This is a genomic window from Klebsiella sp. RHBSTW-00215, from assembly GCF_014103785.1.
Classification (GTDB): domain Bacteria; phylum Pseudomonadota; class Gammaproteobacteria; order Enterobacterales; family Enterobacteriaceae; genus Klebsiella.
This window is the reverse complement of the sequence record NZ_JABXQS010000001.1, coordinates 4,676,117-4,701,842: the sequence shown is the minus strand read 5'-3', so window position 1 is coordinate 4,701,842 and position 25,726 is coordinate 4,676,117. Positions and strand designations below refer to the sequence as shown.

24 protein-coding genes and 1 pseudogene are annotated in these 25,726 nt (G+C 54.8%); 13 read left to right on the top strand and 12 right to left on the bottom strand.

All coding sequences use genetic code 11. From position 1 onward, the window contains the following. Positions 1 to 4: 4 nt before the first annotated feature. Positions 5 to 893 (bottom strand): annotated as a pseudogene (locus HV127_RS22285) (IclR family transcriptional regulator C-terminal domain-containing protein). A 121-nt stretch (positions 894 to 1,014) separates the two neighbouring features. Between HV127_RS22285 and HV127_RS22280 the strand changes: the two are divergent. The 7 genes from HV127_RS22280 (at position 1,015) to HV127_RS22250 (ending at position 7,263) form a co-directional block, all read left to right on the top strand. Then, a complete protein-coding gene (locus HV127_RS22280; protein WP_182238860.1) occupies positions 1,015 to 2,181 on the top strand; it encodes a muconate cycloisomerase family protein in 1,167 nt (388 codons plus the stop codon). Positions 2,182 to 2,193: 12 nt separating this feature from the next. Beyond that, positions 2,194 to 2,484: a muconolactone Delta-isomerase gene (gene catC / locus HV127_RS22275; RefSeq protein ID WP_182238858.1), complete on the top strand. Its 291-nt coding sequence runs from the start codon at positions 2,194 to 2,196 to the stop codon at positions 2,482 to 2,484. 69 nt (positions 2,485 to 2,553) lie between these two features. After that, positions 2,554 to 3,480, top strand: coding sequence for a catechol 1,2-dioxygenase (gene catA, locus HV127_RS22270; RefSeq protein WP_182238856.1), 927 nt, complete (start codon positions 2,554 to 2,556; stop codon positions 3,478 to 3,480). Between the two features lie 106 nt (positions 3,481 to 3,586). After that, positions 3,587 to 4,969 (top strand): Rieske 2Fe-2S domain-containing protein, encoded by a 1,383-nt coding sequence (locus HV127_RS22265; RefSeq protein ID WP_182238854.1) that lies wholly within the window; start codon positions 3,587 to 3,589, stop codon positions 4,967 to 4,969. Then, positions 4,969 to 5,454 (top strand): benzoate 1,2-dioxygenase small subunit, encoded by a 486-nt coding sequence (gene benB, locus HV127_RS22260; protein WP_182238852.1) that lies wholly within the window; start codon positions 4,969 to 4,971, stop codon positions 5,452 to 5,454. The genes HV127_RS22265 and benB overlap by 1 nt, the downstream gene beginning before the upstream one ends. 9 nt (positions 5,455 to 5,463) lie before the next feature. Further along, complete coding sequence (benC, locus tag HV127_RS22255) at positions 5,464 to 6,480, top strand: benzoate 1,2-dioxygenase electron transfer component BenC (RefSeq protein WP_182238850.1); 1,017 nt, start codon at positions 5,464 to 5,466, stop codon at positions 6,478 to 6,480. 9 nt (positions 6,481 to 6,489) lie between these two features. Further along, positions 6,490 to 7,263, top strand: a complete 774-nt coding sequence (locus HV127_RS22250) for a 1,6-dihydroxycyclohexa-2,4-diene-1-carboxylate dehydrogenase (protein ID WP_182238848.1) — start codon at positions 6,490 to 6,492, stop codon at positions 7,261 to 7,263. Here the strand turns inward: HV127_RS22250 and yddG are convergent. Further along, a complete protein-coding gene (yddG, locus tag HV127_RS22245) occupies positions 7,260 to 8,138 on the bottom strand; it encodes an aromatic amino acid DMT transporter YddG (protein WP_182238846.1) in 879 nt (292 codons plus the stop codon). The two genes, HV127_RS22250 and yddG, sit on opposite strands and share 4 nt — an antisense overlap. A gap of 226 nt (positions 8,139 to 8,364) precedes the next feature. Between yddG and fdnG the strand changes: the two genes are divergently transcribed. From fdnG to fdnI, 3 genes are read left to right on the top strand one after another with little or no spacing between them, the layout of a single operon-like run. Further along, a complete protein-coding gene (gene fdnG, locus HV127_RS22240; protein ID WP_182238843.1) occupies positions 8,365 to 11,412 on the top strand; it encodes a formate dehydrogenase-N subunit alpha in 3,048 nt (1,015 codons plus the stop codon). An 11-nt stretch (positions 11,413 to 11,423) separates the two neighbouring features. Further along, positions 11,424 to 12,308, top strand: a complete 885-nt coding sequence (gene fdxH, locus HV127_RS22235) for a formate dehydrogenase subunit beta (protein ID WP_181486154.1) — start codon at positions 11,424 to 11,426, stop codon at positions 12,306 to 12,308. Next, positions 12,301 to 12,957: a formate dehydrogenase-N subunit gamma gene (gene fdnI / locus HV127_RS22230; RefSeq protein WP_142982273.1), complete on the top strand. Its 657-nt coding sequence runs from the start codon at positions 12,301 to 12,303 to the stop codon at positions 12,955 to 12,957. Before fdxH ends, fdnI begins: the two co-directional genes overlap by 8 nt. Positions 12,958 to 13,008: 51 nt before the next feature. Here the strand turns inward: fdnI and HV127_RS22225 are convergent, their stop codons facing one another. The 4 genes from HV127_RS22225 to HV127_RS22210 form a co-directional block, all read right to left on the bottom strand. Then, positions 13,009 to 13,332 carry a CcdB family protein gene (locus HV127_RS22225; protein ID WP_182238841.1) on the bottom strand — a complete coding sequence of 108 codons (324 nt, stop codon included), beginning with the start codon at positions 13,330 to 13,332 and terminating at the stop codon, positions 13,009 to 13,011. Beyond that, complete coding sequence (locus HV127_RS32105) at positions 13,332 to 13,520, bottom strand: hypothetical protein (RefSeq protein ID WP_182238839.1); 189 nt, start codon at positions 13,518 to 13,520, stop codon at positions 13,332 to 13,334. The genes HV127_RS22225 and HV127_RS32105 overlap by 1 nt, the downstream gene beginning before the upstream one ends. A gap of 183 nt (positions 13,521 to 13,703) precedes the next feature. Beyond that, a complete protein-coding gene (gene ppk2 / locus HV127_RS22215) occupies positions 13,704 to 14,522 on the bottom strand; it encodes a polyphosphate kinase 2 (RefSeq protein WP_182238837.1) in 819 nt (272 codons plus the stop codon). 107 nt (positions 14,523 to 14,629) lie between these two features. Next, the gene (locus HV127_RS22210) at positions 14,630 to 15,067 is read right to left on the bottom strand and encodes a VOC family protein (protein WP_182238835.1); all 438 of its coding nucleotides are present in this window, start codon (positions 15,065 to 15,067) and stop codon (positions 14,630 to 14,632) included. Between the two features lie 265 nt (positions 15,068 to 15,332). Here HV127_RS22210 and araJ point away from each other — a divergent pair, with 265 nt between their 5' ends. Beyond that, positions 15,333 to 16,484, top strand: coding sequence for an MFS transporter AraJ (araJ, locus tag HV127_RS22205; protein WP_182238832.1), 1,152 nt, complete (start codon positions 15,333 to 15,335; stop codon positions 16,482 to 16,484). 15 nt (positions 16,485 to 16,499) lie between these two features. Here araJ and HV127_RS22200 read toward each other — a convergent pair whose 3' ends face one another. From HV127_RS22200 to HV127_RS22175, 6 genes are read right to left on the bottom strand one after another with little or no spacing between them, the layout of a single operon-like run. After that, entirely contained in the window at positions 16,500 to 17,591 is a 1,092-nt protein-coding gene (locus HV127_RS22200; protein ID WP_182238830.1) for an alkylhydroperoxidase domain protein, read from the bottom strand. Between the two features lie 9 nt (positions 17,592 to 17,600). Continuing rightward, positions 17,601 to 18,590 carry a putative FMN-dependent luciferase-like monooxygenase gene (locus HV127_RS22195; RefSeq protein WP_182238828.1) on the bottom strand — a complete coding sequence of 330 codons (990 nt, stop codon included), beginning with the start codon at positions 18,588 to 18,590 and terminating at the stop codon, positions 17,601 to 17,603. Next, a complete protein-coding gene (locus HV127_RS22190; protein WP_182238826.1) occupies positions 18,587 to 20,191 on the bottom strand; it encodes an ABC transporter ATP-binding protein in 1,605 nt (534 codons plus the stop codon). The genes HV127_RS22195 and HV127_RS22190 overlap by 4 nt, the downstream gene beginning before the upstream one ends. After that, positions 20,188 to 21,039 (bottom strand): ABC transporter permease, encoded by an 852-nt coding sequence (locus HV127_RS22185; RefSeq protein WP_182238824.1) that lies wholly within the window; start codon positions 21,037 to 21,039, stop codon positions 20,188 to 20,190. Before HV127_RS22185 ends, HV127_RS22190 begins: the two co-directional genes overlap by 4 nt. Beyond that, a complete protein-coding gene (locus HV127_RS22180) occupies positions 21,036 to 21,980 on the bottom strand; it encodes an ABC transporter permease (protein WP_182238822.1) in 945 nt (314 codons plus the stop codon). Before HV127_RS22180 ends, HV127_RS22185 begins: the two co-directional genes overlap by 4 nt. 10 nt (positions 21,981 to 21,990) lie before the next feature. Next, a complete protein-coding gene (locus HV127_RS22175; protein WP_182238820.1) occupies positions 21,991 to 23,613 on the bottom strand; it encodes a TIGR04028 family ABC transporter substrate-binding protein in 1,623 nt (540 codons plus the stop codon). Positions 23,614 to 23,965: 352 nt separating this feature from the next. Between HV127_RS22175 and HV127_RS22170 the strand changes: the two genes are divergently transcribed. Both HV127_RS22170 and HV127_RS22165 read left to right on the top strand, forming a co-directional pair. Beyond that, complete coding sequence (locus HV127_RS22170) at positions 23,966 to 24,565, top strand: inorganic diphosphatase (protein WP_182238818.1); 600 nt, start codon at positions 23,966 to 23,968, stop codon at positions 24,563 to 24,565. Between the two features lie 200 nt (positions 24,566 to 24,765). Continuing rightward, complete coding sequence (locus tag HV127_RS22165) at positions 24,766 to 25,719, top strand: helix-turn-helix domain-containing GNAT family N-acetyltransferase (protein WP_182238816.1); 954 nt, start codon at positions 24,766 to 24,768, stop codon at positions 25,717 to 25,719. The last annotated feature ends 7 nt before the right edge of the window (positions 25,720 to 25,726 follow it).

Below are 25,726 nucleotides of genomic sequence, written 5' to 3'. Positions count from 1 at the left end.
CCCTTTATAGCTGAAGAGAAAGCTCCATCGCTGCCCGCCGCAGCGGTGCGAGGGCTTTCTCTCTCAGCGCCGCTGCGCTGGTGCTGGCCGCCGGGACGCCGACGTTAAGTGCCGCCACCACCTGGCCGCTACGCGAGAGCAGCGGTACTGCCAGCGAACACAATCCCACCTCAATTTGCCGGTCTGCGAGCGCATAGCCCTGCATACGCACGCGGCCAATTTCCTCCCGTAGACTTGAGATATCGCAGAGCGTATGTGGGGTATAGCGGATTAGACTCGCGCGTGACAGTGTCATATCAAGCCGTTCCTCTGGCAGCGCGCTAAGCAAGACGCGTCCCATCGAAGTCGCCCACGCGGGCAGACGACTGCCGCGACCAATATCCACACTAAGTAGATTATTCACCGCCGCGCGGGCGACATACAGCACGTTATCTCCATCCAAAGTGGCCGCGGAACAGGATTCACCCAGTGTTTTACCCAGATTATCCAGCGCATTCTGCACGACTTTTGCCAGAGGCGTACCGGCGAGGTAGGCGTGGCCAACCGCCAGCACGCGCGGCAACAGTTCATAGCTGCGTCCATCCGGACTGTGCACCATACCTAGCGCGGCGAGCGTATAGAGGCAGCGGCGCACGGCGGCGCGGGAGATCTGAGTTTTCTGGCTAAGCTGGGAAATGGTCAGGCGCTGACGCTGCGGGGTAAATGCGTTCAGGACTTCCAGCCCGCGCGCCAGTGACAACATAAAGTTAGGATCGTGCTCTGCCTGGCGGGCGCAGAGGGTATCAGGTTTTTTTTCACTCATATAACCCCTCTTTTATTGAAGACATCGACTCACGGATCATCACTATATCGCGGGAAAATAACGCGGCGATTCCTTGTGTTGGTTTTACCATGTCGATCACATTATTAACCCCAATTTAACAAACGCGTCGATAATCGCACAACATTTCGATTATCGCCGTTGACCGCCTCCAGCACGCAGACCTATTGTCAAAAGCATCGTTACCCTGGGTTATGTTCAGGGGTATTAAAAGTTATGCATTTCATAAGCAGGAAGGAAAAATGAGCGCGACTATTGAACGTATTGAAAGCTGGCTGGTAGATATCCCGACTATTCGACCGCATAAACTCTCCATGACCACCATGGGCTGCCAGACACTGGTGATCATCCGTATTACCCGCTCTGATGGTATTTGCGGTATTGGCGAAGCGACCACCATTGGCGGCCTGAGTTACGGTGTCGAAAGCCCGGAAGCGATCGCCTCGGCGATTAACGATTACCTGACACCGCTGCTGAAGGGCCAGCCCGCAGATAACCTTAATGTGCTCACTGCGTGGATGAATAGCGCGGTTAAAGGCAACACTTTTGCCAAATCGGCGATTGAAACCGCACTGCTGGATGCGCAGGGTAAAGCACTGGGCCTGCCGGTTTCGGCGCTGTTAGGCGGGGCGTTGACAACCTCGCTGCCGGTCTTGTGGACGCTGGCAAGTGGTGATACCGACAAAGATATTGCCGAAGGTGAAAAGCTACTGGCAGAGCGTCGCCATCAGGCATTTAAACTAAAAATTGGCGCCCGCGAGTTGTCGACTGACCTGCATCATACTCGCGCGATTGTGGAGGCGCTGGGCGACCGGGCCAGCATTCGCGTTGATGTCAATCAGGCGTGGGACGCCACCGTGGCGGCAAAAGGCTGTCGCGAACTGGCGGCGATGGGGGTTGACCTGATTGAACAGCCGGTCAGCGCTCAGGATAACACCGCTCTGGTGCGCCTCAGTCATGATATCGACACGGCTATTCTGGCCGATGAAGCGGTGGCGACCCACTACGATGGTTATCGTCTGGCGCAGCAGGGCTTTAGCGGGGCCTATGCGTTGAAGATTGCCAAAGCCGGAGGGCCAAACAGCGTGCTGGCGCTGGCGAAAGTGGCGCAGGCGGCGGGAATTGGTTTGTACGGCGGCACCATGCTTGAAGGTACCGTGGGAACCGTGGCTTCGCTACATGCGTGGTCCACGCTGCCGCTGCCGTGGGGCTCCGAGATGTTTGGCCCGCTGTTGCTCAAAGATGACATCGTCAGCGTCCCGCTCACTTTTGCTGAAGGTGTGGTGACGCTGCCGCAAATGCCTGGGCTGGGCGTGGAGCTGGATGAAGACAAACTGCGCTATTACAGCCGTAAAGCGTAATAGGAGAGCATCATGTTATTTAAAGTTGATATGACCGTGAATATTCCACTGGGATTTCCTGCTGCAGAAATTGAGGAAATTAAACTGCGGGAGAAAAATTATTCACAACATCTGCAGCGCGAAGGAAAATGGCGACATATCTGGCGCGTTGCCGGACTTTATGCCAACGTCAGTATTTTCGATGTTAAAGACGCTGAAGAATTGCATCAAATTTTAATGGCTTTACCGTTATATCCCTTTATGCAAATTCGCGTGGAGGCACTTTGTCGCCATCCTTCCTCGATTCACGAAGACGACCGTTAATAATAAGAAGAACTAACCTTGCGCCGGGTTATTCCGGCAAATATCCTACAACAATAAGTGAGAGTAATTATGAGTAATGTATTCGTAAAACAAAATGCTGTGCAGGAATTATTACGTGAAAGTGCAGGTTTAAATGTCGCAGGCGGTGACGAACGTTTTAAACATATGATTCATCGCCTGCTGGAAAATATCTGCACCTTGATTGATGACTATAACGTAACGGAAGAAGAGTTCTGGTACGCGATAAATTATCTGCATGAATTGGGCGGACGTCAGGAAGCAGCTCTGCTGGCGGCGGGTCTTGGCCTTGAACACTTCCTTGACCTGCGTCAGGATGCCGTTGATGCCGCAGCGCAGCGTGAAACCGGCACGCCGCGGACCATTGAAGGGCCGTTGTATGTTGCGAACGCCCCCCTGGCGGAAGGACATACCCGTATGGATGATGGAAAAGACGCGGGAGAAGTGATGTGGTTGTACGGTCAGGTAAACGACACCCAGGGCCGCCCGGTCGCTAACGCAGTCGTCGATATCTGGCACGCCAACACCCTTGGGAACTACTCTTTCTTCGACAAGAGCCAGGGTGAATACAACCTGCGCCGCCGTATTCGTACTGGTGCTGACGGTCGCTACAGCGTACGCAGCATTATGCCATCCGGATACGGTTGCCCGCCGGATGGCCCGACCCAAAAGCTGCTTGACCAGTTAGGGCGTCACGGTAACCGCCCGGCGCATATTCACTTCTTCGTTTCCGCGCCAGGACATAAGCACCTGACCAGCCAGATCAACCTCAACGGCGATAAGTACCTGTGGGATGATTTTGCTTTCGCCACTCGTGATGGCCTGATTGCCGACCCGGTAAAAATCACCGATCGTGAGCTTATTCAGCAACGCGAGCTGGAAGGTGAGCATACCGAAGTACGTTTTGATTTTACTCTGTGTAAAGCGCTCAGCGTTGATGAAGAACATCGCGGTACGCGCCTGCGTGCGCAGGAGTAAGTCGCGGCGTTAATCCTGTTCTCCGGCCTTATTGCGGCCGGGGAATAAAGTGAAAATTCCGATACATAGACTTTCTATTCCTGAATTATGCAGGAGGGGCCGACTCATGCAAAAAATGTTCACCACATTAAAAGATAAAATCAGCAACGCCTTAATTGTCGATCGTGAAAAACATATTTATCGCTGCCATCGCTCAATATTTACTGACCAGCAGCTATTTGATTTTGAAATGAAGCATATCTTCGAAGGCAATTGGGTATTCCTTGCCCATGAAAGCCAAATACCTGATGCGGGCGATTATTATACCCTGACCCTCGGGCGTCAGCCGGTGATTATCACCCGAGATAAAAAGAATGAACTACATGCATTAATTAACAGCTGCGCACATCGCGGGGCGATGTTATGTCGACGTAAAACTGGCAATAAAAATTCATTTACCTGCCCATTCCACGGCTGGACGTTCAGCAATAACGGCAAACTATTAAAAGCCAAAGATGAAAGCACCGGCGGCTACCCGGATACATTCAAACATGAAGGTTCCCACGATTTAAAAAAACTGCCACGGTTTCAATCTTATCGCGGATTCCTGTTTGGCAGCCTGAATGCAGAGGTACAGCCGCTGGAAGCGTATCTCGGTGAAACCTGCAAAATTATCGACCTGATCGTTGACCAGGCGGCAGAAGGGCTGGAAGTGCTGAATGGTTCGTCGAGCTATGTCTATGAAGGCAACTGGAAGCTGGGGGCGGAAAACGGTGCTGACGGCTATCACGTTAGCGTGGTGCACTGGAACTACGCCTCAACCATGTCGCGCCGCAACTACGAAGCCGAAGGAACGCATGCGGTTGATGCCAACGGCTGGTCGAAAAGCGTAGGCGGCGGTTACGGTTTTGATAATGGTCATATGCTGCTGTGGACCCGGGCGTTGAATCCTGAAGTGCGCCCGGTCTACGAGCATCGCGAACGCCTGCAGGCTGAATTCGGTGAATCTCGCGCCGACCAGATGGTCAACGAAACGCGCAACCTATGCCTCTATCCGAACGTTTATCTGATGGATCAGTTCTCGACACAGATCCGCGTGATCCGCCCCATTTCGGTGGACAAAACCGAAGTGACCATCTGGTGCTTCGCGCCGAAGGGCGAATCGGACCAGGCGCGGGCGCTGCGTATTCGCCAGTATGAAGATTTCTTTAACGTCAGCGGTATGGGCACGCCTGACGATCTCGAAGAGTTTAGCGCCTGCCAGCGCGGCTATCTTGGTGAAAATCTGGCGTGGAGCGATCTGAGCCGCGGCGCGCTGCACTGGGTCGACGGGCCGGACGAACACGCACAGCAGGCGGGGTTCAGGCCGCTGCTTAGCGGGGTGAAATCAGAAGATGAAACGTTGTATATCGCCCATCACCACCATTGGCAAAACGTGATGCTCGCGGCGCTGGAGAAAGAGCAGCAGCGCTACGACCAGTCGATTACCAAACGTGTGGAGGTGGCCTGATGTTGACTCTTGAACAGGTTCGCCAGTTTCTCTATTACGAAGCCCGCCTGCTGGACGACCGCCAGTGGGATGAGTGGCTGAATTGCTACAGCCCGAAGGTGGTGTACTGGATGCCAGCCTGGGGCGACGACGATAAGCTCACCCGCGATCCGCAGCGCGAAATATCGCTGATTTATTACCCGAACCGGGACGGCCTTGAAGACCGGGTGTACCGCATCAAAACTGAACGGTCCGGGGCCAGTACTCCTGAGCCGCGCACCACCCATATGATCAGCAACGTTGAATTACTTGGCGAAACTGAGCAAGGCATTGAGGTGCGCTATAACTGGGTCACCTATTGCCACCGGTATCAGCATACCGATGCGTGGTTTGGCTCCACCTGCTGCACGCTTATTGAAGACGACGGCAAAGCGCAAATCACTCGTAAAACCGTGCGCCTGAATAACGATTACATCCGTCAGGTAATTGACGTTTACCACATTTAAGAGGTGCTTATGATTTTCAATATTGCTCTCAATTTTGAGGACGGCATCACCCGCTTTATTCAGTGTAATGCCGGGGAGAAAGTGCTCGACGCCGCCTATCGTCAGAAGGTGAATCTGCCAATGGACTGCTCGGACGGCGTCTGCGGCACCTGCAAATGCCATTGCGCCAGCGGTGAATATGGCCTGGGTGAAGATTATCTTGAAGAAGCGCTGAGCGAGGATGAAGCCGCGGAACGCCAGGTTTTGACCTGCCAGATGGTGCCAACCAGCGATTGCGTGATTGATGTTCCGGTAGCAGCAGCCCAGTGCAAAACCACGCTTGAGACGCTTGGTGCGGAGGTTCTACAGGTCAATCTACTTTCCGATACGGCGATTGAACTGGTGGTCAAGCTGGACGAGTCGCTCGCTTTTCTGCCCGGACAGTACATCAATATTCAGCTTCCAGGGACGTCTCAGGTCCGCGCCTATTCGTTTAGCTCACTGCCGGGCGCGAGGGAAGGCCGCTTCCTGATTCGTAACGTGCCGGGTGGGTTAATGAGCCAGTGGCTGACTCAGCGCGCGCGCTTAGGCGATCGCCTCACCCTGAGCGGCCCTATGGGTAGTTTTTATCTGCGCGGCGGCGAGCGCCCACTGTTGATGCTGGCCGGTGGTACCGGTTTAGCGCCGCTGCTGTCGATGCTGCAAACGCTGGCCTCTCAGGGCAGCACGCGCCCCGTTACGCTGCTCTATGGTGTGACTCGCGATTGTGATCTGGTGAAAACTGAGGAACTAGAGGCACTTATTGGCCTGCTTCCCGGATATCGTTGGCTACCGGTGGTGGCTGATGCGCAAAGCGTTTGTCCCCAGCGCGGCTTTGTGACCGAGCATCTGGATGATGCCATGCTTAACGATGGGGATGTCGATATCTATCTGTGCGGGCCGCCACCGATGGTCAATGCGGTATCAACGGCGCTGCGTGAGCGGGGGATCTCGCCGACGGGATTCTGGTATGAAAAATTTATCGCTAGCCAGAGCGCGGCGGCATAAGGAGCAACCATGCGATTTAATAATAAAGTGGTGGCGATCACCGGCGCAGCACAGGGGATTGGCCGACAGACGGCAGAGCAGGCGGCGCGCGAAGGCGCGCGGTTGCTGCTGATTGACCGCTCAGGCTATGTGCATGAACTGGCAGCAGCATTGATCGAAACCGGTAGCGAAGTACTGGCGCTGGAGGCAGATCTAGAACAATGGGAAAGCACCGTACGGGTATTTGCTGATGGCGTAGCCCATTTTGGTTGCCTGGACGTGTTGATCAATAACGTTGGCGGCACCATATGGGCGCGGCCATTCGCCGAATATCAGCCGGAGCAGATAGAGAAAGAGATTCGTCGCTCGCTGTTTCCGACGCTGTGGGCTTGCCGGGCTGCACTACCGTGGATGCTGAAGCAGGGCAAAGGCTGTATCGTCAATATCTCTTCGGTGGCGACGGCGGGAGTGAACAGGGTGCCTTATTCCGCGGCAAAAGGCGGTGTTAATGCGTTGACCCGTTCGCTGGCCCTTGAATATAGCGAGAGCAGGATCCGGATTAACGCCGTTGCGCCTGGAGGTACCGAAGCGCCAACGCGCCTGACGCCGCGTAATGAAGAGCAGCCGTCGGCGCAGGAGCAGGAATGGTATCAACAGGTGGTGGATCAAACGGTGGCGAGCAGCCTGATGCACCGCTACGGTACGCTGGCAGAACAGGCCAATGCAATCCTGTTTCTTGCCAGCGATGAGGCCAGCTATATCACTGGCGTGACGCTGCCGGTTGCCGGGGGCGATCTCGGTTAGCGCCGGGTTGCCTGCCAGCAGAGCAGGGAGCCGATGCACACCATCCCGGCACCCTGCCAGAATGACCACGAGAGTGCCGCGCTGAGCAACAACGCCGCCAGCGCCGAAGAGAGCACTGGGGTAAAATAGGAGGCGGCGGCCAGCAGGCTAACGTTGCCGTGCAGGATACCGACGTTCCACGCCGCGTATCCTAATCCCAGCGCGACTGACAGGGTGACCAGCTTGATGATGACCGGCCAGCTAAAGACCATCGGCGGCTGCTCGCTGAACAGGAATTTCAGCCACAGGGTCAGGGCGGTGAGCAGGACAAACAGAGTAATGCCGTTTTTGCCTTTTGCGTATTTGGCGGTAACCGTGCAGTAGGCCGCCCAGATAAACGCGCCGACAAAGGCCAGAATATAGCTCAGCGGACTGGAGACTACGTTGCTGATTATTTCATCGATATTCAGACCGTGCTCGCCCCCTAATACCCAGGTAACGCCAAATAACGCCAGTAATAATCCAGGGATTACCAGCCAGCTGCTTTTTTGCCCGTTAAACAGGATGGCGAATAAAATCGTCAGGCTGGGCCACAGATAATTGACCATTCCCACTTCAATCGCCTGCTGGCGAGTTCCGGCTAATCCTACCGACAGCGCCAGGCAAATTTCATAGCTCACGAACAGTAGGCTACCTGCCAGTAAGTAGGGGCGAGGGATTTGGCGTATTTGCGGGAAGCCGACGGTAAAGATCAGCAAAATACCGCTCAGACTGTAGATCATCGCTGCACCGCCCACCGGCCCAAGCCCTTCACTAACGCCGCGTATCAACCCGACCATCGTACTCCAGAGAATGATGGCGGCGAATCCAATCAGCGTAGCTCTCTTCTTTTCCATATTTAACCTGATGTTGCTTCAAATGCAGTCGGGTTTTATAACACTTTTTGTTGGCTTCAGGGGGATATTTTCCTTAACGCTTAATACTAATGGGGTAATGAAATTCGACGTTCCTGACTATTAAGGGGGCATGCGTTTTGGACATTGATTTGACGCAAATAAAACAGGGGCTTTGCTGTTAGTTTTCCCTTCCGCGATGAATAAACATCCCGCATGGAGGGGAACAATGGACGTCAGCCGCAGAAAGTTTTTTAAAATCTGCGCAGGCGGTATGGCCGGAACAACAGTTGCTGCATTGGGTTTTGCACCCAAAATGGCGCTGGCTCAGGCGCGCAACTATAAATTGCTGCGTGCGAAAGAGATCCGCAACACCTGCACATACTGTTCCGTGGGCTGCGGGCTATTAATGTATAGCCTGGGCGACGGCGCGAAAAACGCGAAAGAATCGATTTACCATATTGAAGGGGACTCCGATCACCCGGTGAGCCGCGGTGCGCTATGCCCGAAAGGCGCGGGTCTGCTGGACTACGTCCATAGCGAAAACCGTCTGCGCTATCCGCAATACCGTGCGCCGGGTTCAGATAAATGGCAGCGTATCTCATGGGATGAGGCATTTACCCGCATCGCTAAACTGATGAAAGCCGACCGCGACGCCAACTTTATCGAGAAAAACGAACAGGGCGTCCCGGTGAATCGTTGGCTCTCCACCGGGATGCTGTGCGCCTCGGCGGCCAGTAATGAGACCGGTATGCTGACGCAGAAGTTTGTGCGATCTCTCGGCATGCTGGCGGTAGATAACCAGGCGCGCGTCTGACACGGACCAACGGTAGCAAGTCTTGCTCCAACATTTGGTCGCGGTGCGATGACCAACCACTGGGTTGATATCAAAAACGCTAACGTCGTGGTGGTGATGGGCGGTAACGCCGCTGAAGCCCATCCGGTGGGATTCCGCTGGGCGATGGAAGCGAAAAACAACAACGATGCGACGCTTATCGTCGTCGACCCGCGCTTTACGCGCACGGCGTCGGTGGCTGATATCTATGCGCCGATTCGCTCTGGTACCGACATTACTTTCCTGTCGGGCGTTCTGCTGTACCTGATTCAAAATAACAAAATCAATGCGGAGTACGTTAAACACTACACCAACGCTAACCTGCTGATTCGTGAAGATTTCGGTTTTGATGATGGCCTGTTCAGCGGCTACGATGCTGAAAAACGTCAGTACGATAAATCTTCGTGGAACTATCAGTTCGACGAAAACGGCTACGCCATGCGCGATGAAACTCTGCAACATCCTCGCTGCGTGTGGAACCTGCTGAAACAGCACGTTTCTCGTTATACGCCAGAGGTGGTGGAGAACATCTGCGGCACGCCGAAAGCCGATTTCCTCAAAGTGTGCGAAGTGCTGGCCTCTACCAGCGCAGCGGATAGAACCACCACCTTCCTGTACGCGCTGGGCTGGACGCAGCATACCGTTGGGGCGCAGAACATTCGCACCATGGCGATGATCCAGCTGCTGCTTGGCAATATGGGCATGGCGGGCGGTGGCGTGAACGCGCTGCGTGGTCACTCCAATATCCAGGGATTAACCGATTTAGGTCTGCTCTCGACCAGTCTGACCGGTTATCTGACGCTGCCATCTGAAAAACAGACGAGCCTGCAAAGCTACTTGGCGGCGAATACGCCAAAAGCAACGCTTGCCGATCAGGTGAACTACTGGAGCAACTATCCGAAGTTCTTCGTCAGCCTGATGAAATCCTTCTATGGCGACGCGGCGCAGAAAGAGAACGACTGGGGCTTTAACTGGTTACCTAAGTGGGACCAGGCTTACGACGTTATCAAGTATTTCAATATGATGGATAACGGCAAAGTCACCGGCTATATCTGCCAGGGTTTTAACCCGGTGGCTTCGTTCCCGGACAAAAACAAAGTTGTCCGCAGCCTGAGCAAGCTGAAGTACATGGTGGTTATCGATCCGCTGGTCACCGAAACATCGACCTTCTGGCAAAACCACGGCGAGTCTAACGACGTCGATTCCGCCGCGATTCAGACCGAAGTATTCCGTCTGCCGTCCACCTGCTTTGCCGAAGAAGATGGCTCTATCGCCAACTCCGGGCGCTGGTTGCAGTGGCACTGGAAGGGTCAGGATGCGCCGGGCGAAGCACGTAACGACGGCGAAATTCTGGCCGGTATTTACCACCGTCTGCGTGAGATGTATCGCACTGAAGGCGGCAAAGGCGTCGAGCCGCTGCTGAAGATGGGCTGGAACTACAAACAGCCGGATCATCCGGAGTCGGAAGAGATCGCCAAAGAGAACAACGGCTATGCACTGGAAGATCTATACGACGCCAACGGTGTGCTGCTGGCGAAGAAAGGTCAATTGCTGAACAGCTTCGCGTTGCTGCGTGATGACGGTAGCACCGCTTCGTCTTGCTGGATCTACACCGGGAGCTGGACCGAGCAGGGCAACCAGATGGCCAACCGCGATAACGCTGATCCGTCAGGGCTTGGCAATACGCTGGGCTGGGCATGGGCGTGGCCGCTCAACCGCCGCGTGCTGTATAACCGCGCCTCGGCGGATATCAACGGTAAACCGTGGGATGCGAAACGGATGCTGATCCAGTGGAACGGCAGTAAATGGGTCGGGAATGATATTCCGGACTTCAATACCGCGCCGCCGGGCAGTAAAACCGGGCCGTTTATCATGCAACAAGAAGGTCTTGGCCGCCTCTTTGCGTTGGATAAGCTGGCTGAAGGGCCGTTCCCGGAGCACTACGAGCCAATGGAAACGCCGCTGGGGACCAACCCGCTGCATCCGAACGTCATCTCCAGTCCGGTGGTGCGCTTGTATGAAGAAGATGCCCTGCGTTTAGGTAAGAAGGACAAGTTCCCGTATGTCGGTACCACTTATCGTCTGACCGAGCATTTCCACACCTGGACTAAGCATGCGCTGCTCAACTCGATTGCGCAGCCGGAACAGTTTGTCGAAATCAGCGAGGGTCTGGCGAGCGCGAAGGGGATTGCCAATGGCGATCGGGTGACGGTCAGCAGCAAGCGCGGCTTTATTCGTGCGGTGGCCGTAGTAACCCGCCGTCTGCAAACGCTCAACGTTAACGGTCAGCAGGTGGAAACCGTCGGGATCCCGCTGCACTGGGGTTTTGAAGGCGTGGCCCGCAAAGGTTACATCGCCAATACCCTGACGCCGAACGTGGGTGATTCCAACTCGCAAACGCCGGAGTACAAGGCGTTTCTGGTCAACATCGAGAAAGCGTAAGGAGCGAATGAATGGCGATGGAAACTCAGGACATCATTAAACGCTCCGCCACCAACCCGATCACGCCCGCGCCGCGCGCGCGGGATTTTAAGGCGGAAGTGGCAAAGCTGATTGATGTCTCCTCCTGCGTGGGCTGCAAAGCCTGCCAGGTGGCCTGTTCCGAGTGGAACGATATCCGCGATGACGTGGGGCACTGCGTCGGGGTTTACGATAACCCCGCCGATCTCAGCGCTAAGTCCTGGACGGTGATGCGTTTTAGCGAAACCGAGCAGAACGGCAAGCTGGAGTGGCTGATTCGTAAAGATGGCTGTATGCACTGTGAGGATCCGGGCTGCCTGAAGGCGTGTCCGTCTGCCGGGGCGATTATTCAGTACGCTAACGGTATCGTCGACTTCCAGCAGGAGAACTGCATTGGCTGCGGCTACTGCATCGCAGGGTGTCCATTTAACGTCCCGCGCCTCAACAAAGAGGATAACCGGGTCTATAAATGCACACTGTGCGTTGACCGGGTCAGCGTCGGCCAGGAACCGGCCTGTGTGAAAACCTGCCCAACCGGCGCTATCCATTTCGGCACCAAGAAAGAGATGCTGGAAGTGGCGCATGAGCGGGTTGAAAAGCTGAAGAAACGCGGCTATCCGCATGCTGGCGTTTATAACCCGCCGGGCGTCGGTGGTACGCATGTGATGTACGTACTGCATCATGCCGATCGGCCGGAGTTGTACCATAACCTGCCGAAAGAGCCGCAGATCGATACCTCTATCAATCTGTGGAAAGGGGCGCTGAAGCCGCTTTCCGCCATCGGTTTTGTCGCCACCTTTGCCGGGCTGATTTATCACTACATCGGGATTGGGCCGAACAAGGAAGTGGATGACGATGAGGAGGAGCATGATGAGTAAATCGAAAATGATTGTGCGCACGAAGTTTATCGACCGCGCCTGTCACTGGACGGTGGTGATTTGCTTCTTTCTGGTCTCGCTATCGGGAATTTCGTTTTTCTTCCCGACCCTGCAATGGTTGACTGAAACCTTCGGTACGCCGCAGATGGGACGTATTCTGCATCCGTTCTTTGGCGTGCTGATTTTCGTCGCCCTGATGTTTATGTTCGTGCGTTTCGTCCATCACAATATTCCTGATAAACAGGATATTCCGTGGCTGAAGGGCATTGTCGAGGTACTGAAGGGCAACGAACATAAAGTGGCGCGAGTGGGGAAATATAACGCCGGGCAGAAAATGATGTTCTGGACCATTATGAGCATGATCTTTGTGCTGCTGGTGACCGGTGTAATTATCTGGCGGCCTTATTTTGCCCACTATTTCCCGATTCAGGTGATTCGCTATAGCCTGCTGATCCACGCGGCCTCGGCGATTATTCTCATTCATGCGATTCTGATCCATATGTATATGGCATTCTGGGTTAAAGGATCGATTAAGGGAATGATCGAAGGGAAGGTGAGCCGCCGCTGGGCGAAGAAGCATCACCCGCGCTGGTATCGCGACGTGGAGCGTATGGAAGCGAAGAAAGAAAGTCGTGAAGGGCTGAAGTAAGCCATAGCTATGGTTCCCCGCTCCGGTGATGACGGAGCGGGTCTAAAGTTATCAGCAATTTGTAATCAGGGTATCGATAGAGTCAATAACCCCCTGGCGAGCATTGCTCAGGTTACAGACGAAATCTTGCTGCTGTATTTTTTTATTATTTAAGTTAGTCACCATTGGCGTGCAAAGTAATAAAGTTTCGAATTCTATATTAACCTTTGGTGCGACATGCTGGTGCCAACAAGGTAACAACTGGGTTCGCATTAAAGGTATGATGACTCTGGTTGCCAGATCAGCATAATAATCATTCTGCACTATCATATAATAAGGCAGTGTTTTATTAGTCTGCATGGAGCAATTTCTATATACATTAAATTGTTTAAGCATTAAAACACCCTGAAAAATTCATCATCCGTAATGGTCCCATTCTTTGCAATAAAATCATTCATTGCATTAATGAATTCTTTGTTCCGTTTCTGCTTGTCCGTTACGCAAGATGTCTTTTGAGATGAGGCAGACTGAGTTGATGCATCATGTTCGCCAGCCCTGTTTTTGTTCATCGCGTTGCTCTTCATTATAGACTCCTTCCTGTTGATATCCTTATTATCCCTCCACCAAACTTAGAAATAAACGCTATTATTAACTTTGTTTTTTATTTTGCGAGACGGCTTCCAGCGTAAAGCAACAGAATGAAATATTAACGGTTATCGTAATAATCCTCTGCGCAGGGAAAAGTCTGCGCAGAGGTGAGGGGAAAATTAATATTTTTCAGGAATAAAGCGGAAGGGGAAATTGGTTGCTTTGACTTTGCCTATTTTGCGTTTTGGTAAGGTAACGTGTTCCACGGGCAGAGACTCATAGGGTATTTGTGAAAGCAAATGGGTAATAATATTCAGGCGCACGCGTTTCTTATCCTCCGAGCGAGCAACAAACCACGGCGCCCAGGCAGTATCCGTGGCGGCAAACATCGCATCGCGGGCTTCGGTATAGTCGTCCCAGCGGTTGAAAGACTTAATATCCATCGGCGAGAGCTTCCAGATTTTGCGTCCATCGTCGATCCGGTCGCGCAGACGACGCTCTTGCTCTTGCGGGGTTACCTCCAGCCAGTATTTAAGCAAGATGATCCCGGACTCCACCATGCCACGCTCCACCATTGGCGCGCCTTCGAGAAACTTTTGCACCTCTTCGGGGGTACAAAACCCCATCACGCGTTCAACGCCAGCGCGGTTGTACCAACTGCGGTCGAAAATCACAATCTCGCCAGCGGCGGGTAGATGCTTGATATAGCGCTGGAAATAGAGCTGACTCTTTTCGCGTTCGGTTGGCGAAGGTAAGGCGACGACGCGGAAAATTCGCGGACTGACTCGCTCGGTTATCGCTTTGATTGTACCGCCTTTACCGGCGCCGTCGCGGCCTTCAAAGACGATGCACACCTTCAGCCCTTTATGCACCACCCAGCGCTGTAACTTCACCAGCTCAACGTGTAGCCGACGCAATGCCTTTTCATACTCTTTATTATCGAGCGGAGCGACCTTCATGGCCGTATCGGACGCTTTGCCGCTGTTTTTTTTACCCATCTCGATTCTCCGTGCTGCCGTGATATCTCTTTGAAGTGTAATCGTTGAGCGGCAAGGCGGCGGGAAATATTGCCCGTTAAGATACGGCCGGGCGAACGTGTCGTCGTTCAGGCAGGAAGCCCGCCATTGATGACCTGAAGGCCGACCTGTTGCCCCCATGAAAGCTCAAGGGTATTACCGTCAGGGTCCGCGAAGAAGACGAAATACCCGACCGGATCGCCCGCCTGTTCAGGTTCCCGGCGTAAGACGCCTTCGCGTCGCGCCTCGACGACTTTGTTGTCAATCTCCTGCCGGGTGGCGCAGGCGACTCCGAGGTGGCCGAAGGGACCCAGCGGAGTATCGGCCGGTTCGTCGCTCTGCACCAACACCAGCGCGAAGGGTCGGGTATGGTCGCTGAGCCATGCCACCTTACGCGCTGAGGGCAAATCAGGCTCACGCTGGTGGATAACCGTCATTGCGGTATAACGAGTATAAAAATCAATGCTGCTTGCCAGGCAGCGAACGGTAAAGGCGACATGGGTGAAGCCGACATCAACAGGTTGCATGCTTTTCTCACTCTGTGGATTGCTGAGGGAGGACACTCTACAACCTTAAGTTAAGTTGAGATCAAGGGGGCGTTTAACCGTTTGAGCCCACTGATTTTTAGAGCTGGACGCTGACATTTAAACCATTTTCACGCGGCCCGTCCGGGCTTCGCATGAACGAATCGAGCTGTTATATGGATAAAACCCCCGCCGCGCGTTTTTATCTGGTTTGCTGGTGCTGAATAGTCAATAATGCCGGCCGTCTTTTCACTCCTGTAACAGATGTATGAAAAAAACAATTTTTTCATTAGCGCTTGGCACCTTCGGACTCGGCATGGCGGAATTTGGCATTATGGGCGTATTACCTGAAATCGCTCATGATGTCGGCATATCCATTCCCGCCGCTGGCAATATGATCTCTTATTATGCTTTTGGCGTGGTCATCGGCGCGCCGATTATGGCGTTATTCTCCAGCCGCTTTTCGTTAAAGTCGGTCATGCTGTTTTTGGTGGCCCTTTGCGTTATCGGCAATGCCATATTTACCTTGTCCGCCAACTATTCGATGCTGGCGCTGGGTCGCCTGATCTCCGGCTTCCCGCACGGTGCATTTTTCGGCGTGGGGGCCATCATCCTGTCGAAAACCGCTCCTCCGGGGAAGGTCACTGCGGCGGTAGCGGGGATGATCGCCGGGATGACGGTAGCCAATTTACTGGGGGTTCCCGCCGGGACCTGGCTTGGACACCAGTTCAGCTGGCGCTATACCTTTTTGGCGATTGCAGTCTTTGACGTTGCAGTTCTGGTCTCTATTGCCTGGTGGATTCCCACGCTGTTTGATAAATCAACGGCGCGCTTGAGCGAGCAATTCCATTTTTTGAAATCTCCCGCACCGTGGCTTATTTTTGCCGCCACGATGTTTGGTAATGCCGGGGTATTTGCGTGGTTTAGCTATATTAAGCCGTTTATGATTAACGTCTCCGGTTTTGGCGAGAGTGCCGTCATATTTATTATGATGCTGGTGGGTCTGGGAATGGTATTAGGCAATTTGTTCAGTGGTAAAGTTTCCGTTCGCTATAGCCCGTTACGTATTGCCGCAGTCACGGATGGGATTATTGTCGCCACTTTATTATTGATATTTCTGTTCGGTGAAAATAAAGCCGCATCATTAACGCTGGCATTTATTTGCTGCGCGGCGCTTTTTGCCCTGGCAGCGCCGCTGCAAATTCTGCTGCTGCAAAATGCCAAAGGCGGCGAGATGCTGGGGGCGGCGGGCGGACAAATCGCCTTTAACCTCGGCAGCGCCATTGGGGCGCTGTTCGGCGGGATGGTGGTGACGGCCGGTTTTGGCTGGAGTTCCGTTGCTTTACCGGCCGCGCTGCTCTCGTTTTTGGCACTCAGTTCGCTGCTGATTTATGCCCGCTATCAGCAGCGTTTGGTCTGATTGATTCCGTCGCGATTACGCCTGCCACGGTTCGCCGAGGGTTAACATTAAACGGTTGGCCCAGGCGAAGAAGGCCGCCGATTGCAGCAAATCCAGCTGCGCCAGCGTATCCAGCCCCTGTTGTTCAATTGCCGTCAGGTGGCGGGTGGCGAGCGCAGGAGGGGTAACGGAAATCGCGGCGGCGAAATCGATTTGCGCCTGCCAGCGCGGCGTCTGCCCGTCGCTCAGCTTTTCTCCCGGCGTCACTGCCAGCAGCGTTTCAACTGCCGTTTCATCTTTCGCTAGCTGTGCTGCCTTGCGAGCGTGCACCGAGGCGCAGTAGATGCAACCGTTGATTTTGCTCGCTACCGTCGCCGCCAGTTCTCGTTCAGCACGAGGCAGGCCGCCGGGGGTATAGAAAATCCCCTTATCGGTTAATGTGCGCTGTTCCAGTACCGGTTGGTTGCGCGCCAGCAGGCGGAAATAGGGCGAATCGCTATGGCCAAATTTCGCCAGCAGTGTTTGTTCATCCGGCGTAAATTCCGCCAGCGGTTTGGCATCCAGCCACGGTTCCCAATGCAGTTCATCGCGGGTGAAATGTACCGGCGCACTCTTACCGCTGACGGTCTGCGGCGCGGTGTGCCAGAAGCCCGCTACCTCCGGGGTTTCCGCGACGGCGGTGGGTTTGCCGTTAAGCAGACGTAGCCCATTGACCAGCCGACTCTGGAAGCTGACGAAGGCGATAAGCTGGGCAAGCGTCACAATACCGCGCAGGCTCCATCTGGCGCGGATCAAGGCCTCAAGCGCCGACGGTGTGGCTTCCACCGGGGTAAATGTTAACAGTCGGGCGAAGGCCAGCGCCGGGGTCAGTCGAGGTGACGTGGGGTCGGCAATGCCAAAACCGGCATAGTGGGCGGCCAGCGCATCGGCCTGGTGCAGTTTCGCCACCTTCGCAGCAATGGCAAAACGCTCGTCCAGCGGAAAATCGTTATCCTGCTGACTGAACAGCACTTCGTAGCTTCCCTGCGCGTGGCGGGTTGCTGCCTCGCGCACAGCGCGCGCCGCCGCTAAAGCGGAATCCGGGGCAATCTCTGCCAGTTCAGCCAAAATATCCTGACTTAACGTCATGGTGACTCCTTATCGTATCTGCGGGGCAATATGCTGAGCGATCAGCTCAATGGAACGAAGCGTGTCGCGGTGCGACGGTTCAACGGAGTGCACCTGAAACGAAATATCAGTGACCCGCGGTAGCACGCTATCCTGCGCCAGCGAAGCGGCAACGTGCTCTGCGTCGCCAACGTGGGCGTCAAGCTGGGATAAATAATCAGTGACGGTGTCACCAATGATCTCATGACCTGCGGCCCGATGCTGCGCGGCCTGCTGGCGTAAACCGGGTTCCGCTACTTCCAGCGCATACGCCTGACTATCGGCGACGAACGCAGTGCGCGAGGCGAGTATTCGTGGCTCAACGCCTGCTGGCAGCGCCGCAAGGTAAGCATCAATAATTGGATTTTGAATAGCATCCAGCGGCAGCGTGGGTTGTCCTGATGGGCGCGGTTGCGTTCGCGAGAGCATTAATCCGTGCCCGGACTGAGCCGCGCGAACGGCGCCTTCAATGGAAAATGTCGCAATCCAGATGCGTTCGGCAAGCTGCGGCGCCTGAGGGTAAAGATGGTTATCCGGATGCGATAGCGAATCGCCGCGCCAGGCGCTTTGGATCAAATGCAAATGCTCGCTAAACACCGTGCTGCGCTGATCGATTGTCAGCCCGAAGGGCAGGAACGAGGTGGGGGTTCCGCCTGAGCCGAAGCCCACCTCCAGCCGACCATCCGCTAACAGATCCAGCACTGCGGCATCCTCGGCTACCCGCAGCGGGTTTTCCATCGGCAGGGTGATAATGGCGGTTCCCAGACGAATGTGCTCGGTATGCGCCGCTACGTGGGCGAGAAACACCAGCGGCGACGGCAGACCGCCTTCATGTTCATGAAAATGGTGCTGGGCAATCCAGGCGCTATCAAACCCCAGGCGCTCGGCGTGGCGAATTTGCTCGGTTGCCAGCCGGTAGCGCTCTTTCGGCGTGGCGTTATCTAACAGGCGGGTGAAAAATCCCAGTCGTTTGCGGGTCATGCGACCTCCTTGCTCGGCGATGAAAACCAGGGAATGGCGGCGATAAGCTCGCGGGTATAGTCATGCTGTGGGGCGGCAAACAGTCGGCTGACTTCGCCGTGTTCAACCACCCGGCCAGCCCGGAGTACCGTGACGCTGTGGGCGATACGGCGTACCGTCGCTAAATCATGAGTAATAAACAGATAGGTCAGCCCGAGCTGTTGTTGAAGCTGTTGCAGCAGGGCCAGAATTTGCGCCTGTACGGTGACGTCCAGTGCGGACGTTGCCTCATCCAGCACGAGGATCGTCGGCTCAAGGATTAAGGCGCGGGCGATGGCGACCCGCTGGCGCTGTCCGCCGGAAAGTTCCCGGGCGGTTCGCGAGAGCAGTTCTGGGGCTAACGCCACGCGGGCGGCGACCGTTTCCACGCGTTGACGTCTTGCTTCGACATTCAGATGGTCAAAGTTTTTTAACGGCTCCTCAATAATCTCAAATAGCGTTTGTCGCGGATCCAGTGAGGCAAAGGGGTTCTGGTAGACGAACTGGATTTTGCGTCGCAGCTGGCGCAGCGCCTCGCGGCTGAGATGCCCGGCATCAATACCATCGATAGAGACGTGACCGATATCAGCCTTTTCAAACCCCAACAGGATCCGTGCGAGGGTGGTTTTGCCGGAACCGGACTCGCCAACCAGCGCATGAGTACTGCCGCGTTTAACCTCGAAACTCACCGCGTCCAGCGCCTGTAAGTGAGAATGACCCAATGAGAAACGTTTGCTGATGCCCTCAACGCGAATTGCCGGGGTCGCCAGGATACGCCCGGAGGTTGGGGCTATGGCCAGCGTCGATCCCTGGAGATCGCTGAGCAACTGGCGGGTATAGGCATGCTGCGGCGTGCGCACCACATCGCCGGTTGCGCCTTGCTCCTGAATCTCTCCGTGGCGGAAGACCAGCAGGCGGTCGGCGCGTTCCGCCGCCAGCGCCAGATCGTGAGTGACAAACAGTACCGCCGTGCCGGACTCCCTGCGTAGCGTATCCAGCAGGTCAAGAATGCGTTTTTGTACCGTGACGTCTAGGGCGCTGGTCGGCTCATCGGCGATGATTAAATCAGGCTCCAGGGCGATAGCGATAGCAATCAGTACCCGCTGCTTCATACCGCCTGAAAGCTGATGGGGGTACTGATCAAAGCGTTGTTCCGGGTGGCTCAAACCGACTTTAGTCAGCAGCGCCAGCACCTGCTCTTTGCGCTCCGCGGCGCTGCTTTTTTGATGCAGGCGCAGGATCTCACCCACCTGCGCGCCGATAGTTTTGACTGGGTTAAGAGAGTTACCCGGATCCTGTGGCACCAGGCTAATCCGCGCGCCGCGCAGGCCATCGAGGCGTTTTGCGGACCAGTTGCTGATATCCTCACCGTTAATGCTGATACGCCCGCTATCCCGGCGCGCGTTATCTGCCAGCAGGCCAATAATTGCCTGAGCGGTAGTGGTTTTTCCGGAGCCGGATTCCCCGACGAACGCCAGCATTTCGCCGCGTTTAACGTTAAAACTGACGTTGTGCACCACTTCGCGCCATTCACGCTGTGAACGATAGCTAATACGCAGGTTCTCTACGGTTAAAACATTCATCGGCGTTCTCCGCTAAATTGCTGGCTAATGCGGTTGGCGGCAAGCACGACGGCGACGACCGCAATGCCGGGAAGGGTGGTTAACCACCAGGCGGTGGAGAGGTAGTTGCGGCCTTCGGCGATCAGTAATCCCCACTCTGGTACCGGTGGCGGCGTGCCGTAGCCGAGAAAGCTGAGGGTCGAGAGCGCGAGAATCGCCTGACCGAACTGAAGGGTGGCGAAGGCCAGAACAGCGGTGAGTGAGTTGGGCAGAATATGCCGCCAGAAGACGGCGAAAAAGGTGCCGCCGCTGCCGTATGCGGCTTCAACGAAATCGCTGTGGCGTACGCGCACCACTTCAGCTCGCGCCAGACGGGCAAAGCTGGCTATCGCCGCGACGCCAACCGCCACGGCGGCATTGAGCGTGCCGAAGCCGAGCAGAATAATGACCGTGAGCGACAGTAATAAAGAGGGGATCGCCAGCAGAACATCGACCAGGCGCATAACCACCGATTCAACACGTCCCGCCAGCGCCCCGGCGAGGGTGCCTAGCGCGGTACCGACGATCAGGCCAATTGCCACCGCCACCAGCGCGGCACAAAGCGAATGCACTGCGCCGTAGACAATGCGGCTCCAGAGATCGCGGCCCAACTGGTCGGTTCCCAGCCAGTGACCCGCCTGCGGAGCTAGACGCTGTGCGCCTGGAAAGCCTTCCAGCGGGTTATAAGCGGTAAATAACTGTGGAGCAATCGCCATCAGTACGGCAACGCTCATCACCGTCCAGGCAAGCAGTAAACCGGGCTGCAAGCGCAGCGAGCGCCAGTTTGTCGTTCTGCGACGAGCGGCGGTGGCGTAATCAACCAGGCTCATACTACACCTCCGATAACGGTTTTCAGGCGCGGATCGAACATCGGCATCAGCAGATCGACCAGCAGATTAATCAGGACGAAGCCAAGGGCGGAAATCATCACCACCGCCTGAAGCACGGCAATATCCTGATTATTAACGGCCTGTTGGGTCAGCAAACCGAGTCCACCGCGCCCAAACACGGTTTCGGTGATTAGCGCTCCGGCGATAAGTTCCCCCAGCAGTAGCCCGGCAATATTGAGCACCGGCAGCAGGGCGTTGCCGATGACGTGCCGCCACAGGACGCCGGTCTCACTCATTCCTTTGGCGCGGGCGACGGCGACAAACGGCAGCGCGGCGACCTGATCCAGACTGCGCATCAGGATTTGCGCCAGCGGGGCCGAAATCGGTATTGCGACGGCGACGATCGGCAGGATCAGGCCTTCTATCGGACCCGGATTAATAACCGGGATCCAACGCAGCTGGAACGAGAAAAGCTGAATCAGGGCAATCCCCAGCCAAAACGTTGGCAGCGAGATAAACAGCACCGGCAGTGATTGCAGAGAGTTGCTTAACCAGCGCAGACCCGGCAGCCGTGAAGCAAAGGCGAGGGCAAAAGCCAGCAATACCGCCAGTGCGAAGGCGGGCAGCGCCAGGCTTATTGTTTCCGGCAGATTGCTGGCGATAAGCGTGCTGACCGGTAGCCCGGCCTGTAGCGAATAGCCAAAATCTCCCTGCAACATGGCGAACAGAGTATGAAAATACTGTTTCCACAAAGGGCTGTCGGCACCATAAGCGATGCGCATTTCGGCGATTTGTTCAGGGCTGAGTCCGAGGTCCGGATTCTGAAACTTGATCAGTACAGCATCTCCCGGCAGCACCTGTAGCAGCACGAAAGAAAGGGTAAACGCCGCCCACAGCACCAGTAATCCCTGGCCTGAACGCCGCAGAAGATAATGGTTCATCGCATACTCCTTAGTGCTTTTCCAGCCACGCGCTGTAGAACGACGGGCGGCCTACCGCTTCAAAGCTGACGCCTTTGACCCACGGCGCGCCGGCAAAGACCTGCGGCTCTTCAAAAATGGGGATCACGTAGGCGTTATCGAGCAGATAGCGCTGGGCATCGCCGGTAAGCTGGAGACGTTTTTGCGGTTCAACCTCGGCGGAAATGGCGGTCAAAAGCGCGTTGAGTTTATCGTCGCGGAAGCTTTGTACCTTGTCGCTGGAGCCGCCTTTTTGCAGCAGTGCATCGCGGTTGTTGGGGAAGAACATGCTTTTGACCACGTCCGGGTCGGCGCGACCCACTTCAGATACGGTGAGCGGAGTTTTCAGCGGGTCGAGGTTATCCAGCGTATGGCTGCCGGCATCGCCGGCTTTTACCGCCAGTGCGACGCCAACCTGACGCCACTGCTGGGCGATCAGTTGCAACACTTCCTTGTTTTGCGGCTGCGGCAGCGATTCATAGACGGTTAATGCCAGGCGCTGCCCATCCTTCATCCGAATGCCGTCGGCGGCCGGTTTCCAGCCAGCGTCATCAAGCAGTTGTTTTGCTTTGGCCTGATTGAACGCCAGTTTATCGCTGAGATTAACGTAGCCCGCCGCCGTGGTGGCGATGACGGAGGTGGCCTGCGGATAGTTGGCGGAGAACAGGGTTTCAACTACCTGTTTGGCGTTGGTGGCATGCAGCAGCGCCTGACGGACGCGCAGATTGGCGACCAGCGGGTTATCCGGGCGGAAGCTCAGGCTGTCGTTAACACCGCGCGTCGGAGCTGCATAGATTTTAAAGCCCTGATCGGTCGCCTGTTTTTCATCATAGGCCTGAACCTGGCGGATAAAATCGGCCTGGCCTGCTAATAGCGCGCCAATGCGCACGCTGTCTTCTGGCGTCACGATATAGGTGATGCCGTCGAGATTCGCTGGCCCCTGCTGAGCGAGGTTTTTTGGCCCCCATTGATAATCTTTACGCGCCACCAGGGTGAGTTCGCGCCCCGGCTTTTCATCTTTAACGGTAAACGGTCCGGAGCCAATAATATGGCGGGCGTCGCCCAGCTCTTCAAAATTACGTGCGAGTGTGCTGATAGAGACCAACCCGGAGCCAATAGTGGCGGTGCCCTGCAGAAAACCCGGTGACGGTTTTTTAAAGTAAAATTTGACCGTCAATGGGTCGATAACTTCGCTGTGGTCGTAGTTATTAATCACTTCAGAAACCGGCAGGCGATGCGTTTTATTTCCCAGACCGTAGGTGTCGAAGTTTTTTGCTACCGCATTGGCATCCAGTGGCGTGCCGTCAGAGAACGTGACGCCAGGGCGAATCTTAAAGGTATATTCGGTTTTATCGGCGTTAGCACTCCAGCTTTCGGCAATCCACGGTTCGACTTGTAATGTTTCCGGGTTTTGCCAGGTGAGCTTATCGGCTATTTGATTGAGAATACCGCCGTTGGGATAGAACCCTCCGGCTGGCGGATAAAGGTTGGTATGCGGTTGCTGCTCCAGATAAATTAGCGTGCCGCCTTTAACCGGCGCGTCGGCGGCCCACACGGAAAAGGTACCGGTTAAAAAAAGTGCCGCCAGCGCGGGGAGGCGAAAACGGGTTTGCATGGTGAATTCCTTTGTTATCTATTGTGTTGCCATCATCGGGCGCGCGTTTTGACAAAGGAAATAAGGATTTACGCTAAGCATTTGCATAAAAAGCAATTCGTATATTCGCAGCGGGGATTTTTAGAGGCTGGCGTTCATCGTAATGAAAAATTAACGTCATATTTAATTCATCAAATCACTTTATCGTGTTGTTTTTCAATTTCTTATACCCTAAATAATTCGAGTTGCAGGAAGGCGGCGACGCAGAGAATCCCCAGGAGCTTACTGAAGTAAGTGACTGGGGTGAGCGAGGAAAGCCAACGCACATGCAACTTGAAGTATGACGGGTATATAACGATAGAGCGATATTACAATGCATCTGGTAAAAACTATCCTTGCCGCAGGTCTTCTGTTTACTGCTGCCGCTCAGGCGCAAAACGTTCTGGATTTTCCGCAGCCGAAAAACAATCCCGAAGAGTTTTATGCGGTCACTGAAATTCCGGCGGGCGGCATTATCAAATATGAAACTGACGCCAAAACCGGTTTTCTGATTGCTGACCGTTTTCAGTCAATGCCGGTGGCCTATCCGGCTAACTATGGTTCGTTGACCCAGTCGCTGGCGGGAGACGGTGACCCGTTGGACGTGGTGTTTTATACCCGTGCGCCAATGGTTACGGGAACGCTGATTAAGCTGCGCGCGATTGGCGTGCTGAAGATGATTGATGGCGGCGAGAAGGATGACAAAATTATTGCCGTTCCGGCGAGTAAAATCGATCCGACCTACGATGACATCAAAAACGTGAGCGACCTACCAAAAATTGAGCAGGAGCGCCTGGAGGCGTTCTTCCGGGTTTACAAACAGCTGCCGGATGGCCGCAAAAAAGTTGAGCTGAACGGGTTTAACGATGCCGCCGCCGCGAAGCAGGAGATTAAAGCGGCATGGGACGCCTGGAAAGAGAAAAATCCGCAATAGATGAATAAACAGGCACCATCCGGTGCCTGTCGATTTTTCTACGCAATATCAATGTTCGTGTAGATAAATATGCCAGTATTCAGGCAATCAGCCCCGCTATGATGCTGGAGCATCTGCCGTACGTCCAGCATCACTTATTGACAGCATACGATTGAAAGTGGTTGTATCATGCAACCATTTATCGAATCTGTTGACCTGAAATGATAACATCCTCGCTTGTTGATGAAATCCGAACCGCCTCCCGCCTGATGGTGCGCGAGCTGGGCTTTATGAATACCACGCTTGCCGCCACGGATTATTCACCTTCTGCGGTCCACACTTTACTTGAAATCTCGGTTCGCGGTGCCATGACGGCTGCTCAGTTGGTTCAGATTCTGGGTCTTGAAAAATCGAGCGTCAGCCGAATGCTTTCCCGACTGCTTGCTGTCGGAGAGCTACAGGAAAAACCCGCTGCTCACGATGGGCGTTTTAAGCAGCTTGAATTAACAGCAAAAGGCGTGGCCACCGTCAGCAAAATTCACGCCTACGGAGCAATGCGGGTCGTTAATGCGCTGGCTTATTTGACCGACGACCAAAAACAAAACGTTGCGCAGGGCCTCGCAACCTGGGCTTACGCGCTAGAAAAATGCCGTGATGCTGAGGCCGTCGCCCCGAAAAAAGAGATCAGCATCCTCACGGGTTATCGACCGGGAATGATTGGCCGCATTGCGCAGATGCACGGCGAGTACTATGCGAAGCACTATGGGTTTGGTCACTTTTTTGAGAGTAAAGTCGCCAGTGGACTGGCGGAATTTTCTGGTCGTCTTGATACGCCTTGTAACCGGATTTGGCTTGCGGTGCAGGGCGAGAGAATTGTCGGGTCGGTGGCGATTGACGGTCAGGATCTTGGTAATAATGAGGCGCATCTGCGTTGGTTTATTCTTGACGATAGCTGTCGGGGGAGCGGAATCGGCAGACGTCTTTTGAGCGAAGCTATGGCCTTTTGTGACGGCCAGGATTTTTCGACAGTGCAGTTGTGGACGTTCAGCGGACTGAATGCCGCGCGCAGCCTTTATGAATCCTTTGGATTCACACTTCACAAAGAGTGGCAGGGGGAGCAGTGGGGCAGGATGATGACCGAACAGCAGTTTACTCGGGTAAAACAGTCGACATAATCATAAT

What these genes read in the sequence shown, in the direction of transcription:
- HV127_RS22280 (WP_182238860.1), top strand. Translation starts at nt 1,015, where the DNA reads ATGTTCAGGGGTATTAAAAGTTATGCATTTCATAAGCAGGAAGGAAAA.
- catC (WP_182238858.1), top strand. Translation starts at nt 2,194, where the DNA reads ATGTTATTTAAAGTTGATATGACCGTGAATATTCCACTGGGATTTCCT.
- catA (WP_182238856.1), top strand. Translation starts at nt 2,554, where the DNA reads ATGAGTAATGTATTCGTAAAACAAAATGCTGTGCAGGAATTATTACGT.
- HV127_RS22265 (WP_182238854.1), top strand. Translation starts at nt 3,587, where the DNA reads ATGCAAAAAATGTTCACCACATTAAAAGATAAAATCAGCAACGCCTTA.
- benB (WP_182238852.1), top strand. Translation starts at nt 4,969, where the DNA reads ATGTTGACTCTTGAACAGGTTCGCCAGTTTCTCTATTACGAAGCCCGC.
- benC (WP_182238850.1), top strand. Translation starts at nt 5,464, where the DNA reads ATGATTTTCAATATTGCTCTCAATTTTGAGGACGGCATCACCCGCTTT.
- HV127_RS22250 (WP_182238848.1), top strand. Translation starts at nt 6,490, where the DNA reads ATGCGATTTAATAATAAAGTGGTGGCGATCACCGGCGCAGCACAGGGG.
- yddG (WP_182238846.1), bottom strand. Translation starts at nt 8,138, where the DNA reads ATGGAAAAGAAGAGAGCTACGCTGATTGGATTCGCCGCCATCATTCTC.
- fdxH (WP_181486154.1), top strand. Translation starts at nt 11,424, where the DNA reads ATGGCGATGGAAACTCAGGACATCATTAAACGCTCCGCCACCAACCCG.
- fdnI (WP_142982273.1), top strand. Translation starts at nt 12,301, where the DNA reads ATGAGTAAATCGAAAATGATTGTGCGCACGAAGTTTATCGACCGCGCC.
- HV127_RS22225 (WP_182238841.1), bottom strand. Translation starts at nt 13,332, where the DNA reads ATGCTTAAACAATTTAATGTATATAGAAATTGCTCCATGCAGACTAAT.
- HV127_RS32105 (WP_182238839.1), bottom strand. Translation starts at nt 13,520, where the DNA reads ATGAAGAGCAACGCGATGAACAAAAACAGGGCTGGCGAACATGATGCA.
- ppk2 (WP_182238837.1), bottom strand. Translation starts at nt 14,522, where the DNA reads ATGGGTAAAAAAAACAGCGGCAAAGCGTCCGATACGGCCATGAAGGTC.
- HV127_RS22210 (WP_182238835.1), bottom strand. Translation starts at nt 15,067, where the DNA reads ATGCAACCTGTTGATGTCGGCTTCACCCATGTCGCCTTTACCGTTCGC.
- araJ (WP_182238832.1), top strand. Translation starts at nt 15,333, where the DNA reads ATGAAAAAAACAATTTTTTCATTAGCGCTTGGCACCTTCGGACTCGGC.
- HV127_RS22200 (WP_182238830.1), bottom strand. Translation starts at nt 17,591, where the DNA reads ATGACGTTAAGTCAGGATATTTTGGCTGAACTGGCAGAGATTGCCCCG.
- HV127_RS22195 (WP_182238828.1), bottom strand. Translation starts at nt 18,590, where the DNA reads ATGACCCGCAAACGACTGGGATTTTTCACCCGCCTGTTAGATAACGCC.
- HV127_RS22190 (WP_182238826.1), bottom strand. Translation starts at nt 20,191, where the DNA reads ATGAATGTTTTAACCGTAGAGAACCTGCGTATTAGCTATCGTTCACAG.
- HV127_RS22185 (WP_182238824.1), bottom strand. Translation starts at nt 21,039, where the DNA reads ATGAGCCTGGTTGATTACGCCACCGCCGCTCGTCGCAGAACGACAAAC.
- HV127_RS22180 (WP_182238822.1), bottom strand. Translation starts at nt 21,980, where the DNA reads ATGAACCATTATCTTCTGCGGCGTTCAGGCCAGGGATTACTGGTGCTG.
- HV127_RS22175 (WP_182238820.1), bottom strand. Translation starts at nt 23,613, where the DNA reads ATGCAAACCCGTTTTCGCCTCCCCGCGCTGGCGGCACTTTTTTTAACC.
- HV127_RS22170 (WP_182238818.1), top strand. Translation starts at nt 23,966, where the DNA reads ATGCATCTGGTAAAAACTATCCTTGCCGCAGGTCTTCTGTTTACTGCT.
- HV127_RS22165 (WP_182238816.1), top strand. Translation starts at nt 24,766, where the DNA reads ATGATAACATCCTCGCTTGTTGATGAAATCCGAACCGCCTCCCGCCTG.